The sequence below is a fragment of the Corynebacterium sp. HMSC074C01 genome, from assembly GCF_001814605.1.
In the GTDB taxonomy this organism is placed as follows: Bacteria; Actinomycetota; Actinomycetes; order Mycobacteriales; family Mycobacteriaceae; genus Corynebacterium.
The window spans coordinates 186,220-198,006 of sequence record NZ_KV817300.1 but is presented as its reverse complement, the minus strand read 5'-3'; the positions used below and the strand labels follow the sequence as shown (position 1 = coordinate 198,006).

General features: G+C 59.5%; 10 protein-coding genes and 1 riboswitch. Of the genes, 9 read left to right on the top strand and 1 reads right to left on the bottom strand.

The genetic code is table 11. The features are described 5' to 3' along the window. Positions 1 to 621 precede the first annotated feature (621 nt). Positions 622 to 799: riboswitch (TPP riboswitch) on the top strand. The 9 genes from HMPREF2978_RS11500 (at position 788) to HMPREF2978_RS11460 (ending at position 10,448) form a co-directional block, all read left to right on the top strand. Continuing rightward, positions 788 to 1,432, top strand: coding sequence for an ECF transporter S component (locus tag HMPREF2978_RS11500; protein WP_070624317.1), 645 nt, complete (start codon positions 788 to 790; stop codon positions 1,430 to 1,432). Its footprint overlaps the riboswitch before it by 12 nt. Positions 1,433 to 1,553: 121 nt before the next feature. Next, entirely contained in the window at positions 1,554 to 2,990 is a 1,437-nt protein-coding gene (locus HMPREF2978_RS11495; RefSeq protein ID WP_070745634.1) for an ABC transporter ATP-binding protein, read from the top strand. 88 nt (positions 2,991 to 3,078) lie between these two features. Further along, positions 3,079 to 3,801 (top strand): energy-coupling factor transporter transmembrane component T family protein, encoded by a 723-nt coding sequence (locus HMPREF2978_RS11490; RefSeq protein WP_070525764.1) that lies wholly within the window; start codon positions 3,079 to 3,081, stop codon positions 3,799 to 3,801. A gap of 56 nt (positions 3,802 to 3,857) precedes the next feature. Then, entirely contained in the window at positions 3,858 to 4,460 is a 603-nt protein-coding gene (locus HMPREF2978_RS11485; RefSeq protein ID WP_070525760.1) for an isopentenyl transferase family protein, read from the top strand. A 251-nt stretch (positions 4,461 to 4,711) separates the two neighbouring features. After that, positions 4,712 to 5,083: a 30S ribosomal protein S12 gene (gene rpsL, locus HMPREF2978_RS11480; RefSeq protein WP_005286791.1), complete on the top strand. Its 372-nt coding sequence runs from the start codon at positions 4,712 to 4,714 to the stop codon at positions 5,081 to 5,083. Between the two features lie 6 nt (positions 5,084 to 5,089). Beyond that, positions 5,090 to 5,557, top strand: a complete 468-nt coding sequence (gene rpsG, locus HMPREF2978_RS11475) for a 30S ribosomal protein S7 (protein WP_070525758.1) — start codon at positions 5,090 to 5,092, stop codon at positions 5,555 to 5,557. 301 nt (positions 5,558 to 5,858) lie between these two features. Then, positions 5,859 to 7,985, top strand: coding sequence for an elongation factor G (gene fusA, locus HMPREF2978_RS11470; protein ID WP_070525756.1), 2,127 nt, complete (start codon positions 5,859 to 5,861; stop codon positions 7,983 to 7,985). A gap of 369 nt (positions 7,986 to 8,354) precedes the next feature. Beyond that, positions 8,355 to 9,545 (top strand): elongation factor Tu, encoded by a 1,191-nt coding sequence (gene tuf / locus HMPREF2978_RS11465; protein WP_010189688.1) that lies wholly within the window; start codon positions 8,355 to 8,357, stop codon positions 9,543 to 9,545. 108 nt (positions 9,546 to 9,653) lie between these two features. Continuing rightward, positions 9,654 to 10,448: a hypothetical protein gene (locus tag HMPREF2978_RS11460; RefSeq protein ID WP_070745632.1), complete on the top strand. Its 795-nt coding sequence runs from the start codon at positions 9,654 to 9,656 to the stop codon at positions 10,446 to 10,448. Between the two features lie 395 nt (positions 10,449 to 10,843). Here HMPREF2978_RS11460 and HMPREF2978_RS11455 read toward each other — a convergent pair. Beyond that, a partial coding sequence (locus HMPREF2978_RS11455) for an HNH endonuclease signature motif containing protein (protein ID WP_070745630.1) occupies positions 10,844 to 11,787 on the bottom strand: 944 nt, incomplete at its 5' end.

The following is an 11,787-nucleotide window of genomic DNA, read 5'->3' as shown; positions in this document are numbered from 1 at the left end:
GCTGGTATTGATGCGCAGCTGAAGCGTTTCGGTGCTGAGTATCAGCAGGTTGCTGGTGCTGTGGCTCTGATTGCTGCGGGTGCTCTGGCTATTGGCCTTATCGCTGATGCTTGTGCGCCGGGTGCAGGTTCCTCTAACGGTTCCTCTTCCTCCAAGTAATCCGCGCAGCGTAGGGACGTGTTCCCTTTAATAACACCGCCACGGGAGGTGCGTTAACCTCCTACCCAACTTGAGAGTTGATGAAGCGGGACATTGCTGCCGGGCTTTATAACCCGGTGGCGTGACCTGGCTCATTGCTCGATTTAGTTTGATAGTTCCGAAATACGATTTGTTATTTCCCATAGTCTTGGGTCTCTACCGAAGCTTTTCCTTTCCTTAAGCTACTGGTGTAGAGGCTCATGGCCACTGGCTTTTTGAAGCCAGTGTGCACGTACCCCGTCGCGTAGGTCAGAGGACGCGACGGGGTACTTTCGTTTTTCTCCTGAGCCGTGCCTCCCAGTGGTCGTTCTCCTTTGTTTGAAGCAGAGGTAGATGTGTTCTGGCGAGGTACGTCTTGCTAAGCTGACAGTGCTTTTTGAGCGTGCTTAGCTGGTGCTCTTTTGGTGCTGGCGGCTTCTAATTACACATCGTCACGGGTGCTTCCTTGCCTTCCTTGATTGTGCTTAGCCCGATTCCGTTTCTTTTGTCTTAATGGGTTTGCATGGAATGGCTGAGGAGGCTGAGATGCCGCGTCATAGCGGCGAACCGTCGAACCTGATCCGGATAATGCCGGCGAAAGGGAGGAATCATGAACTCTGTATCTCATGGTGGATTTGTTAATAGCGGCGCACCTGTGAACGGCGCTGCACCGCGCAGTTTGAACTGGCGTGTCGTCGACATCGTGGTGGCTTCCGTGCTGGGTGTGGCGTGTGGAATTGTGTTCCTGGCGTGGAACACGGTGGGCTACGCATGGTTCCAGGCCATGGATGCGCTCACGCCGGGCTTGGGCGGTATTGCCACTGGTATTTGGCTGCTGGGTGGTGTTGTTGGCGGCCTGATTATCCGCAAGCCGGGTGCAGCACTCTACGTAGAGCTGTTGGCGGCGATTGTGTCGGCGGTGCTTGGGTCCCAGTGGGGGATTAGTACGTTGTACTCCGGTATTGCGCAGGGCATTGGCGTGGAGATTGTCCTGGCAATCTTCCTCTACCGCCGCTTTGGTCTGGGCATTGCGATGCTCGGCGGCATGGCCGCGGGCTGGGGTGCGTTTGTACTGGAGCTGTTTACCTCCGGAAACCTGGGTAAGACTCTGCAGTTCAACATCATCTACCTGGTGACGCTGAGTATCTCCGGAGCCATTCTGGCGGGTGTCGTGGGCTATTTCGTAGTTAAGGCTCTTGCGAAGACTGGTGCGCTGGATCGCTTTGCGGTTGGCCGCGAACAGCACAACGCTTAGACAAGCGTTGCTTGTCGCTTGTTACTTGTTTTGCGCTGTTCTTAATTGTTTCGCGTTGTTTGTTGTTCGTCGATCGTTGACTGATGTTGGTTGACGTTGCTGACTGTGATGGCTGGTTCTGATGGCTGATGTGGGTAGTGCTGGGGCTACGAAGCTTGTGGCTCGTGGCTATGGCTGGACGCATGCGGGGAGGCGTGCGCCGGCGCTGGCGGATATTGACTTGGTTGTATCGCCGGGGGAGAAGGTGCTGCTGTGCGGCGATTCCGGTTCCGGAAAGTCCACGCTGCTGGCGGCCATAGCGGGAGTGCTTGGTGGGGATGATGAAGGCACCCGCGAAGGTGAGATTCTTCTTGAGGATTCCTCCGGTCACGTCGAGCCACCGGGGCACACGATTCCGGTGGGGCTGGTGTTGCAGGACCCGGACTCACAGGTGATTGCCGCGCGAGTGGGGGATGATGTGGCCTTTGGCTGTGAGAACTTGGCCTACCCGCGCTCGGAGATTTGGCGGCGGGTGTCGGCGGCGCTATCGATGGTGGGGCCATCGGTGGACTTGTCATTTCCCACTGAGCAGCTCTCCGGTGGGCAGAAGCAGCGTCTGGCGTTGGCCGGTGTCATCGCGATGGGTGCGGGAATGGTGTTGCTGGACGAGCCCACGGCGAACCTCGACCCCGAAGGTGCACGTGAGGTCATCGAGGCGGTATCCACCATGGTGGAGCGCACAGGTGCCACGCTCATCGTGGTGGAACATCAGCACTCGGCGTGGAAGGGTGTGCTCGACCGAGCGGTTGAGCTGAAGGATGGGCGCATTGTCGCTGATGGTCCACTGGAGACTGTCGTGGCTTCGCGTTCTATTAGCGGTTTGCCGCAGGCGCGGGGGATTGATGAGGCGTCGTCAAGCAGCGCTGGGGTAGTAGCGGAGGCGGCGGCGCTGTGGAGTACGGACTTGGTCACCCGTTTTGGGCCGCCGCGCAGCTATGCGCTACCGCGGGGGATGTCTACGGTGATTACTGGGCCGAATGGTGCGGGCAAGACTACGTGGCTGATGACGGTGGCGGGGTTGCTTCCGGCAGTCTCAGGGGAGATTGGCGTGGCGGAGTACGTGCGGCGGGGGCTGAAGGGCTCGCCGCTGACGTGGAAGTCCCGGGAGTTGGCGGACCGCATTGGGTTCGTCTTCCAGAACCCCGAGCACCAGTTCGTCGCCCGCACGGTGGCGGAGGAGCTGCGCGTGGCACCCCGGGTGATGCACCGCGAGGTGCCAGAGAAGCGCATTGTGGAGCTCGTGGAGGCCTTGCGTCTGGGGCATGTGCTGAACGCTAATCCGTTTACGCTCTCCGGAGGGGAGAAGCGCAGACTGTCCGTGGCCACGGCGTTGGTCACTGCACCGGAGGTGCTGCTTCTTGATGAACCCACCTTCGGCCAAGACCCCCACACCTTCACCGAGCTGGTGTGGTTGTTGCGGCGCATGGCGGATGAGGGGACGACGATTGCCTCGGTGACCCACGACCCCTTGTTCATTTCCGCGTTGGGTGACCACCGAGTGGAGGTGAGTCGTGGCTAATACATCTTCGGTGAGTGTGAAGGGTGCTGGTCGTTTGGGCAACGCTGGATTGCTGCGTGGGGTAAATCCGCTGACGCGCATCTTTTTGATGTTCGTGTGGGTGACACCCTTGTTGCTCTCAGTGGATTGGGTCTCCGCGGTGGTGTCGTTGGGGATGACTCTGCTCTTTGCGCCGCTGTGCGGGGTGTCCTGGCCGCGGCTGTTTAAGGCTGGGTGGTTCCTGTTTCTTATTGCGCCATTGTCCGGTATTTCGATGCTGCTCTACGGTGCGCCCGGCGGGCGGGAGTACTTCAGCTGGTGGCTGATTACGGTCACGGATAACTCACTGGAGCTGGCCATCGCCATTACGGTGCGTGTGCTGGCAGTGGCGCTGCCGATGGTGGTGCTGGCGCGAGATATTGACCCGACAGAGCTTGGCGACGCCCTCTCTCAAATCCTCAAGCTGCCCTCCCGGTTTGTCATCGGGGCGGTGGCCGGGGTGCGCATGATGACGCTGTTCAAATCAGACTGGCAGTACCTGGCCATGGCGCGGCGTGCGCGTGGGCTTACCGACGAAGGCCGCATCAAGCACCTCATCACTATGTCCTTCGGATTGTTGGTGCTGGCCCTGCGCCGCGGCGGGAAGCTCGCCACGGCGATGGAAGCGCGCGGATTTGGTCGCACCCCGCCGGGCGGCGGCCAGCGCACGTGGGCGCGGCCCTCCCAATTAGCCGGCCGGGACTGGCTGGTGATGGTGGTGGGAACCGGCCTTGCGGCGCTTCCGGTGGTAGTTTCGGTTCTCAGTGGGTCCTGGAGATTCTTCGGACTCTAGGATGACTCTCTCTTAAAGCTGCACGCTAGACATACCCAGAAGTGGTGAAAGAAAACATGCAGGACACGGACCGCACGGACCAACGGGAAGGCGGTAAGGGAACTGCCGATACCAACGCCACCGAGATGGACAGGCTCTTGAATGATGTGGTGTCGCTCGCGGCAGCGCGCAAGCGCCCGATGCGCCCAGTCACCGTGCTTATCGACGGCCCCTCCGGCGCCGGCAAAACCTGGACCTCCGTGGCCCTAGCGGAGCGCACGGGGTGGCGAGTAGTCCACCTCGACGAGTTCTACCCCGGCTGGCATGGGCTCAAAGAAGGCTCAGAGATGGTTTCAGAGCAAGTGCTGCGGGAGAATAACCCGGGCTATTGGCGCTGGGATTGGGAAGCCAACGCCCCGAAGGACTGGGCCAGCCTGGATGAACGCGATGATTTGATCGTCGAGGGCGTGGGTTCTGTCACCGAGGCCACCGTGGCCGCCGCCAAGGAGCGTGGCTCCGTGGTGACCGTGCGAATCGACGGCCCACGCGAGAAGCGCCGCGAGCGCGCCCTTGAGCGCGACCCCGGTTATGAAGAGTGGTTTGAAACCTGGGAGAAGCAGGAACAAAAGCACTTCGCCGAACGCGCCGTGGAGGCGGACCTGAGCTGGGAGTGGCGCTAGTTCATACTGCGGTTCGAGTGCCAAGCCAAGCGGACGAAACTCGGATTTGGGCAGATCAGCGGGCTAATGGTAGTCTGTCCAAGGTTTCATCTTTATAGGAGATGAAAAGTCTGATCGGTATCTCAGCCACCCTGTGGCTGAGAGAAGTTCTGGACATGCGGAAGGGCCCCGGAGAAGAGCCCCTATTTTTGCATGTTTGGGCGAGTGGAAACGGTCAGTTCAAGCCGAAGTCATAGAGAAAGACTAGATTTATGCCAACTATTCAGCAGCTGGTCCGCAAGGGCCGCCACGACAAGAAGGCCAAGGTTGCTACGGCCGCCCTGAAGGGCTCCCCGCAGCGCCGTGGCGTGTGCACCCGCGTGTACACCACCACCCCGAAGAAGCCGAACTCGGCTCTGCGTAAGGTTGCCCGTGTGCGCCTGACCTCCGGTATCGAGGTTTCCGCCTACATTCCGGGCGAGGGCCACAACCTGCAGGAGCACTCCATGGTGCTCGTCCGCGGTGGTCGTGTGAAGGACCTCCCGGGTGTTCGCTACAAGATTATCCGCGGCGCACTGGATACCCAGGGCGTGAAGGACCGTAAGCAGGCTCGTTCCCGCTACGGCGCAAAGAAGGGACAGTAATCAACAATGCGTAAGAATGCTGCACCGAAGCGTCCTGTAGTTAAGGACCCGGTTTACAACTCCGAGCAGGTCACCATGCTCGTGAACAAGATCCTGCGTGACGGCAAGAAGTCCACCGCTGAGCGTATCGTCTACGGCGCTCTCGAGGTCTGCCGCGAGAAGACCGGCACCGACCCGGTTGGCACCCTGGAGAAGGCTCTGGGCAACATCCGCCCGGACCTCGAGGTTCGCTCCCGCCGCGTGGGTGGCGCTACCTACCAGGTCCCGGTTGAGGTCAAGCCAGCTCGTTCCAACACCCTGGCTCTGCGTTGGCTGGTGACCTTCACCCGTCAGCGTCGTGAGAACACCATGATCGAGCGTCTCGCCAACGAGATCCTCGATGCATCCAACGGCCTGGGCGCTTCCGTCAAGCGTCGTGAGGATACTCACAAGATGGCTGAGGCCAACCGCGCCTTCGCTCACTACCGCTGGTAATCCCACCGGTATAACCCGCCACATGGCATCATGGCTCGAACAGCGATATCATCGTTTACCTGCGCTGACAATGCGTGTTCTCGCTCCCTTTGGCGGAGCGTCGCACGCTAGCTAGTGCGGAACCTAAACTTGAATAGCGTTGTTCGAGCCATTTTTTATGGCGTGAGCTTCACGCCTCACGCTGACGTATAGGCCCAGACGTGGCAAAATAGACCAAGACCTATCCATGAAGACGTCCTTGTAACGTGGTTGGCGGTTAGCTGACTCGGGCGTCGACGACAATTAAGTTGGGGTATTAACTGTGGCACAAGAAGTGCTTAAGGATCTGAATAAGGTCCGCAACATCGGCATCATGGCGCACATCGATGCGGGTAAGACCACTACCACCGAGCGCATTCTCTTCTACACCGGTATTAACCGTAAGGTCGGCGAGACCCACGATGGTGGCGCTACCACTGACTGGATGGAGCAGGAGAAGGAGCGCGGCATCACCATTACGTCCGCTGCTGTGACCTGTTTCTGGAACAACAACCAGATCAACATCATTGACACCCCGGGTCACGTGGACTTCACCGTTGAGGTTGAGCGCTCCCTGCGTGTTCTCGACGGCGCTGTTGCTGTCTTCGACGGCAAGGAAGGTGTGGAGCCGCAGTCCGAGCAGGTGTGGCGCCAGGCTGCTAAGTACGACGTCCCTCGTATCTGCTTCGTCAACAAGATGGACAAGATGGGCGCGGACTTCTACTTCACCGTTCAGACCATCATTGATCGCCTCGGCGCTAAGCCGTTGGTCATGCAGCTGCCGATCGGTGCTGAGGATGACTTCGACGGCGTCGTCGACCTGATCAACATGCAAGCGCTGACCTGGCGCGGCAAGGTAGAAACCGGAACCGAAGCCACTATCGAGGAGATCCCGGCCGAGCTGCAGGAGAAGGCTGAAGAGTACCGCGAGAAGCTGCTCGAGGCCGTCGCTGAGTCCGACGAAGAGCTCATGGAGAAGTACTTCGGTGGCGAAGAGCTGACCATTGAGGAAATCAAGGGCGCTATCCGCAAGATGACCGTGAACTCCGAGATCTACCCGGTCCTCTGCGGTACCGCTTACCGCAACAAGGGTGTCCAGCCGCTGCTCGACGCTATTGTTGACTACCTCCCGAACCCGCTGGACATCGGCGAGGTCAACGGCACCTCCCTCGACGGTGAGGAGACCCTGACCCGTAAGCCTTCCGTTTCCGAGCCGTTCTCCGCACTGGCCTTCAAGATTGCCGTGCACCCGTTCTTCGGCAAGCTCACCTACGTGCGCGTCTACTCCGGCCAGGCTATCCCGGGCGAGCAGATGCTCAACTCCACCAAGAACAAGAAGGAGCGCGTGGGCAAGCTCTTCCAGATGCACGCGAACAAGGAGAACCCGGTCGAGCACGCCGACGCCGGTAACATCTACGCGTTCATCGGTCTGAAGGAAACCACCACCGGTGACACCCTGTGTAACCCGGACAACCCGATTATCCTCGAGTCCATGGACTTCCCGGATCCGGTTATCCAGGTTGCTATTGAGCCGAAGACCAAGGCTGACCAGGAGAAGCTGGGTACCGCTATCCAGAAGCTGGCTGAAGAGGACCCGACCTTCACCGTTCACCTCGATGAGGAATCCGGCCAGACCGTTATCGGCGGTATGGGCGAGCTGCACCTCGACGTTCTGGTTGACCGCATGAAGCGCGAGTTCAAGGTTGAGGCAAACATCGGTAACCCGCAGGTTGCTTACCGCGAGACCATCCGCAAGAAGGTCGAGTCCCTCGACTACACCCACAAGAAGCAGACCGGTGGTTCCGGCCAGTTCGCAAAGGTCATCGTTACCATCGAGCCTTACAACCCGGATCCGGAGGAGCTGGAAGAGGGCGAGTCCGCAACCTACAAGTTCGAGAACGCCGTCACCGGTGGCCGCGTTCCGAAGGAGTACATCCCGTCCGTCGACGCTGGTATTCAGGACGCTATGCAGTACGGCTTCGTCGCTGGCTTCCCGCTGGTGAACATCAAGGCCACCCTCGAGGACGGCGCTTACCACGACGTTGACTCCTCTGAGATGGCCTTCAAGCTCGCTGGCTCCCAGGTCCTCAAGGAGGCCGTTGCCAAGGCAAAGCCGGTTCTGCTTGAGCCGATCATGGCCGTTGAGGTCGTGACCCCGGAGGAGTACATGGGTACCGTCAACGGTGACATCTCCTCCCGCCGTGGCCAGGTCTTCGCGATGGAAGACCGCTCCGGCGCTAAGGTGGTCAAGGCTAAGGTTCCGCTGTCCGAGATGTTCGGCTACATCGGTGACCTGCGTTCCTCCACCGCTGGCCGTGCAAACTTCACCATGGTCTTCGATTCCTACGCTGAGGTTCCGTCCTCCGTGGCACAGGAGATCATCGAGGAGCGCACCGGCTCCAAGGCCTAAGGGCTAAAGGGGAACCGATCGATTCCCCTCCCTGTGGGGGCTGGTAGTCTTCGCCAGTAGACACCAACTCCCAGCGCTGGGGAGGTAGCGGTCCGCTGAATGCGTAAACATTTTGCGCGTTGAGCCGGCCGTTACCCTCCCAGGATCCTTTAAATTGATTCTTGTCGAGGGTCAACGTCCGCACGTGTTGGGCGGGGTTACCTCCTATTTGGGCAGTTTGAAAAAACTGCGGCATAAATCTAGGATCGTGTAACTGGCACGTAAGAAAGCGTCATTAGCGCTTATGGGCTTCGGCCCGAAGTGCCAATGGCAATACAAACCACGTGGCTGCGAAATACGTAGCCGCCATAGAGTCCAGGAGGACAAACAGTGGCAAAGGAGAAGTTCGAGCGTACGAAGCCGCATGTGAACATCGGCACCATCGGACACGTCGACCACGGCAAGACCACCACCACCGCAGCGATCACCAAGGTTCTGGCTGACGCTTACCCGGAGGAGAACACCGCTTTCGCCTTCGACATGATCGATAAGGCTCCTGAGGAGAAGGAGCGCGGTATTACCATCAACATCTCCCACGTTGAGTACTCCACCCCGAAGCGCCACTACGCACACGTGGACGCCCCGGGCCACGCCGACTACATCAAGAACATGATTACCGGCGCTGCTCAGATGGACGGCGCTATCCTGGTTGTTGCTGCAACCGATGGCCCGATGCCGCAGACCCGCGAGCACGTTCTGCTGGCTCGCCAGGTTGGCGTTCCGTACATCCTCGTTGCACTGAACAAGTGCGACATGGTTGACGATGAGGAAATCATCGAACTCGTCGAGATGGAGATCCGCGAGCTGCTCGCCGAGCAGGACTACGACGAGGAAGCTCCGATCGTTCACATCTCCGCTCTGAAGGCTCTTGAGGGCGACGAGAAGTGGGTACAGTCTGTCATCGACCTGATGCAGGCTTGCGATGACTCCATCCCGGATCCGGAGCGTGAGCTGGACAAGCCGTTCCTGATGCCGATCGAGGACATCTTCACCATTACCGGCCGCGGTACCGTTGTTACCGGCCGTGTTGAGCGTGGCTCCCTGAACGTCAACGAGGACATCGAGATCATCGGTATCAAGGACAAGTCCATGTCCACCACCGTTACCGGTATCGAGATGTTCCGCAAGATGATGGACTACACCGAGGCTGGCGACAACTGTGGTCTGCTTCTGCGTGGTACCAAGCGTGAAGAGGTTGAGCGTGGCCAGGTTTGCATCAAGCCGGGCGCTTACACCCCGCACACCAAGTTCGAGGGTTCCGTCTACGTCCTGAAGAAGGAAGAGGGTGGCCGCCACACCCCGTTCATGGACAACTACCGTCCGCAGTTCTACTTCCGCACCACCGACGTTACCGGCGTCATCAAGCTGCCTGAGGGCACCGAGATGGTTATGCCGGGCGACAACGTTGAGATGTCCGTAGAGCTCATCCAGCCGGTCGCTATGGACGAGGGCCTGCGCTTCGCTATCCGCGAGGGCTCCCGTACCGTCGGCGCTGGCCGCGTTACCAAGATCCTCGACTAATTCTCGCTAGGGCCTAAGGCCCTTCCTGATTAGCAGGTCTGCAAGCCGCTCAATCCCTGATGGGGTTGGGCGGCTTTGGTGATCGCGGACCTACTAGGCTTGGGTGTCATGTTTGACCCAACCCGTATTGACCGCACCCTCGCCGCATTACGCGCCGCGTGGGAAGGCCAACCGGATCTTCCCTTGGGAACCCTGTTCGGAATGTTGGCGGCTGAAGGCTATGGCTGGAGCGTGCCTGACGACGAACTCACCGCCCGCCTATTGTCCATGGCAGCCGTCCACCCGCCGCTCGTGCCTCTCGACGATCACCTCATCACCGAAGGTCTCTGGCTCGTCATCACCCCTTCCCACCGCGTCACCTTGACGCCTAGCGCTCTTTCGGCGGTCCCAGTTGCCAAGGCCCTCACCGAGTTCTCTGAAGCTCAGATTTCACGCCCCGGTTGCATGGCTGTAGTGCGATCGGTGTCCAAGGAAGGACAGCGCGGGCAACCTGTGGCGTGGCAGGTCTCAGCGCTCCGTCCGGTGGGCCCAGGCCGCCCGCTTGTCCTCGCAGACACGGAAGGTTTCGAGCATCGCTTCGGCGTCATCGAGTCTGTTTCCCGCCTGCGCGAGGACAGTCGCAGTTTGACTGGCTTGAAGCGCCGCAGCGTGGGGGACCGCGTGTGGTTCATCCGAACCGATACGGAGACAATCCTCCTCGACCATGGCTTGCATATCGTCGAGCGCAAGAACCGTGAGCTCATCCGCACTGATTTCTCCTGGCATTGCATCGAAGAAGGCGAAATCGGAAAGCCTCTCCGCATCCATCTTTCGCGCGGCACCCTGCACTCGTTTGGAGTCATCAAGGAGCTCATCCTCGCCGAGTCTGAGCCTTGGAGCCCTCCTTCCTCGCCACCCCATTAATCAGTCCTGATGCGCCGAGCTCCGCTCGGTGGCTGGCAGTAGTTAGCGGGTTGCCCTTTAAGGGCTTAGAAACCCCCGTTGCTCCTGCTGCTTTCGGCGGCACGTGCAGAGGAGCTTGAGATCGCCTAAATCCCCGCAATCCTGGCTTCGCCCTTTAGGGGCTTAAGGAGGCCTGTTGTCTCTGCCCCTGCTACGTCCGGCAGTACGTGCGGCGGGACCTGAGATCGCCGATTCCCCCGTCAGCCCGGATTTGGTTGACGGGTAGCGCTCGCATATGGCTCGCCGATGTGCCCGTGTACCTTGCTGTGGTTAGCGGGTGCTTCCATCGGGGTGGTGTTAGTACTGGTGGTGAGCCCTTTCCTTTCTCTCATCGCGGTGTCTGGTGGCTGCGGGTGTTAGCTGCTGTCGGGTGGTGGGTCTGGTGGTTGTTGTGGCGTTGTGTCTGGGTTTTGGGCTGGTGCTGTGGCCTGGGTCTTTGTGACTGTTTCCCGTTCGGCGTTGAGTCTGGCTAGTGCTTCTTGGTATTCCGGCATTGCCGTGATTGGGGCACCCCAGGGTGGAATGAAGCTAACGCCGGTGTTTAGTCGGTACATGTAGCCATGCCCGGTAGGCCTTAAAGGGTCATCATCATTGATACCGTTGTGATAAGCACACAGGAAGGTCAGGTTGTTGATGTTGGTGTAGCCACCTGCCTGCCAGGGCACCAAATGATGGACGTGGCAGTAGTCTGCTGGCTTATTGCACCCGGGCCTGGAACACGTGTGGGATTCGGCGTGGAGGGTAAGGCGTTGGTTGAGGTTTGCTCCACGTGATAGGCGCCAGGTGTTGATGGGCCCGTCGAGGGGGTGGACGATGGTGGCGTAGCCGATTTCGGCAAACTTGTGGGTGAGGAATTCTACCCCGGTCATGCGCCCACCATTAGTCAGGTTGAGCTCTATTTCGTCCCCGTCGCCGTTGATGATCTGGTCTAGCTCGTTGAGGGTGATGATGACTTGGGTGCGCACCGCAGGCTTGGAACCGCTTGTTTCTTTGTTGAAGAAGATGTCGTTGGCGGCCTTTAGGAGGTCGGTGTTGTTGGTGGATTCGAGTACGCCGCGCATGTTGGCAATCGTGGTGGCGTCGTCGGTGATGGAAAGCGTGTTGGGGCCTTGTTTCCGGTAGGTGATGCGCACACCTGGTTTGGCTGTGCGCTTGGAGCGCAGTTCTTTCAGGCGCGTGGCGGCGACGGTGGGGATGCGGTGTGCGGGGGTGGCGGCGAGTTTTGCTCTGAGGTTCCACGCATCGAGGGTTTTCTTGACCTTCGCGGTGTAGGTTTCGATGAGTGTGAGGGTGCCGAGGC

What these genes read in the sequence shown, in the direction of transcription:
- rpsG (WP_070525758.1), top strand. Translation starts at nt 5,090, where the DNA reads ATGCGTAAGAATGCTGCACCGAAGCGTCCTGTAGTTAAGGACCCGGTT.
- rpsL (WP_005286791.1), top strand. Translation starts at nt 4,712, where the DNA reads ATGCCAACTATTCAGCAGCTGGTCCGCAAGGGCCGCCACGACAAGAAG.
- HMPREF2978_RS11500 (WP_070624317.1), top strand. Translation starts at nt 788, where the DNA reads ATGAACTCTGTATCTCATGGTGGATTTGTTAATAGCGGCGCACCTGTG.
- HMPREF2978_RS11490 (WP_070525764.1), top strand. Translation starts at nt 3,079, where the DNA reads ATGTTCGTGTGGGTGACACCCTTGTTGCTCTCAGTGGATTGGGTCTCC.
- HMPREF2978_RS11485 (WP_070525760.1), top strand. Translation starts at nt 3,858, where the DNA reads ATGCAGGACACGGACCGCACGGACCAACGGGAAGGCGGTAAGGGAACT.
- HMPREF2978_RS11495 (WP_070745634.1), top strand. Translation starts at nt 1,554, where the DNA reads ATGGCTGATGTGGGTAGTGCTGGGGCTACGAAGCTTGTGGCTCGTGGC.
- HMPREF2978_RS11460 (WP_070745632.1), top strand. Translation starts at nt 9,654, where the DNA reads ATGTTTGACCCAACCCGTATTGACCGCACCCTCGCCGCATTACGCGCC.